Origin of the sequence: uncultured Anaerovibrio sp. (assembly GCF_947302755.1) — a bacterium.
GTDB lineage: Bacteria > Bacillota > Negativicutes > Selenomonadales > Selenomonadaceae > Anaerovibrio.
The window spans coordinates 1-2,663 of the sequence record NZ_CAMYWM010000210.1 but is presented as its reverse complement, the minus strand read 5'-3'; the positions used below and the strand labels follow the sequence as shown (position 1 = coordinate 2,663).

The window sequence follows — 2,663 nt, the reverse complement described above, 5'->3', positions numbered from 1 at the left end:
ATTAATCGCTCTAGCCTGTATTATGTGCCATCTGAGCCAGATCCATTGGCCTGTGTGAATAATCTGGTCTCCGTGTCCCATCTGTCCGGCGGTAGGAAACCGCATTTCCGGCAGTAAAGAAACCGGCATTCCGGTGCTGGAAACCGTTAATGGATGCCCATAAAATTAAATTATGCACTTAAGTGCAAATTTAATTTAGGGGAGGTCATATATATGACCAAATATCGTGAGATCCTAAGGCTATGCAGTCTTGGATTAAGCCAACAGAGTATCGCAGATAGCTGCGGTGTCTCCAAGAAAACTGTAAACCGTGTTCTAAAGCGAGCAAAAGAATTAAACATTCATTGGCCGCTTGACGAAAACGACACCGACGCAGCCTTGGCTGCAAAGTTTTTCCCATCTTCCAGACAGGAAGCTTCTACAAGGGCTATGCCTAATTTTGAACACATTCGAAAAGAATTAATGCATAACGGCGTAAGCAAGAAACTTCTGTGGATGGAATATATGGAAGACTGCAAGAAGATTAATGAGTTGCCCCTTATGTATTCCCAGTTTTGCTACTATGTTCAACAATATGAGCAAAAGCACAGAGCATCCATGCATATTAAGCGCAACCCTGCTGAACAGATTGAAGTAGACTGGGCTGGCGATGTGGCACATTTCACCAATCCAGAGACAGAAAAGCCGGTAAAGGCTTACGTCTTTGTTGGCGTTCTTTCCTACAGCCAATATGCTTTCGTAGAAGCATTTATGGACATGAAGCAAAAATCCTGGATTAGTGCCCATGTTCATATGTATGAGTTTTTTGGTGGTGTTTCAAAAATCCTAATACCGGACAACTGCAAAACCGCAGTGTTGCATACTGGCAGCTGGGACGAGCAACGCATTAATCAATCATACCAAGAACTGGCAGAACACTATGGCACTGCTATTATTCCTGCCAGAGTGAGAACACCAAAGGATAAGCCAAATGCGGAAGGCATTGTAGGTAATATATCCACATGGATAATTGCTGCCCTTAGAAACGAACAGTTCTTCTCATTGTATGAGCTTAATAAAGCCATACGTCAAAGATTAATACTATTCAACCAACGGCCTTTTCAAAAAAAGGAAGGCAGCAGGGAAAGTATTTTTCTTGGGGAAGAAAAGCCATATCTGGCACCCTTGCCTGCTACCCGTTTTGAACTATGCGAATTGAAAACCGCAACAGTTCAATTCAATTATCACATATCAGTTGCAGGAATGCTATACTCTGTTCCTTATGAATTAATAAAGAAAAAAGTCAGCATTAGGGTTACAGATAAAATAATAGAGATATTTTACAATCAGGCAAGAGTTGCCTCGCATATGCGGATGTACGGCCGCTCTGGGCAATACAGTACAATTGCGGAACATATGCCAAAGGACCATCAGGAATACTTACAATGGAACGGTGACCGCTTCCGTAACTGGGCCTCAAAAATTGGCGTCAATACATATACAGTGGTTACCAATATACTCGCCTCCCACAAAGTGGAACAACAAGCCTATCGCAGTTGTATGGGGCTGCTGAAGCTGGCCGATAAATATTCAGCCAGAATGCTGGAAGCAGCCTGTCAAAAGAGCCTCTTATTCACTTCTGCTCCAAGCTACAAGAGCATTAAAAATATACTTGTCACCAAAGGGACAGAACTTCTAAGTGTCAATGAACCAATTTCCAGTGTCGCACCACATGGTATCACGCGTGGAACTGGCTATTATCGGAGGTGAGGTCATGACTAATCAGAGTACACGAGAAAAGCTAATTGAAATGCGGCTTACAGCAATGGCTGACGCATTTTTTAACCAAATCAGAGATCCACGTTACAATGACATGGATTTTGCAGAACAGTTTGGTATTCTGGTAGACATTGAATACAACACCAGAAAGAGCAACAAACTAAAGCGTCTCATCAAAAGTGCGTCCTTTGACCAGCCATCAGCCAATGTATTGGATATAAATTATACATCGGGAAGAAAACTGAATAAGGACCTTATAATGCGTTTGGCTACCTGTGAATACATATCTGAGTATAGGAATATATTTATAACAGGAGCTACTGGTTGCGGTAAAACATTTCTGGCCTGTGCTCTCGGCATTGAAGCCTGTAAACAGTACTACAAAGCCATGTATATCAGGTTACCAGATTTCTTCATCGAGATAGATATGGCTAGACACGAGCATACCTTTAACAAAGTAATTGAAAAATATGCCAAGCCAGCCGTTTTAATAATCGATGAATGGCTTCTGCTAAAGCCAACGGAAAGTGAGCAAAGGGATATCTTGGAGCTCCTCCACAGGAGATGTCATAAAAGCTCCACCATATTCTGTTCACAATATAATCGGACTGAGTGGTACGACCAATTGGGTGGTGCAGCCAGCCCTTTGTCAGATGCAATCATTGATAGGATTGCTCATGACAGCTATTCAATTAATATAACAAGCATTGATCCTAATAAGGATATTTCAATGCGGGAAGTTTATGGGCTCGATAAAAGCTTGCGTGAGTAATTAATTTGCGGTTTCCGTTGTCCGGACAGCCGGTTTCCTCCAGTCCGGACACACGGTTTCCTCGGACAAGAATATCCACCTGTGCACTGGATGAGGCAATAATGGCCCGCATCGATTACTGGCATACAGCATT

General features: G+C 42.5%; 2 protein-coding genes. Both read left to right on the top strand.

Annotated elements, in window-relative coordinates:
• The first annotated feature begins 213 nt into the window (after positions 1 to 213).
• The gene (gene istA, locus Q0Y54_RS12565; RefSeq protein WP_297968657.1) at positions 214 to 1,749 is read left to right on the top strand and encodes an IS21 family transposase; all 1,536 of its coding nucleotides are present in this window, start codon (positions 214 to 216) and stop codon (positions 1,747 to 1,749) included.
• 4 nt (positions 1,750 to 1,753) lie between these two features.
• Positions 1,754 to 2,530, top strand: a complete 777-nt coding sequence (locus Q0Y54_RS12560) for an ATP-binding protein (protein ID WP_297968655.1) — start codon at positions 1,754 to 1,756, stop codon at positions 2,528 to 2,530.
• Positions 2,531 to 2,663 lie beyond the last annotated feature (133 nt).

Excerpts from the sequence above, each read along its gene's own strand:
- istA (WP_297968657.1), top strand. The coding sequence starts at position 214 with ATGACCAAATATCGTGAGATCCTAAGGCTATGCAGTCTTGGATTAAGC.
- Q0Y54_RS12560 (WP_297968655.1), top strand. The coding sequence starts at position 1,754 with ATGACTAATCAGAGTACACGAGAAAAGCTAATTGAAATGCGGCTTACA.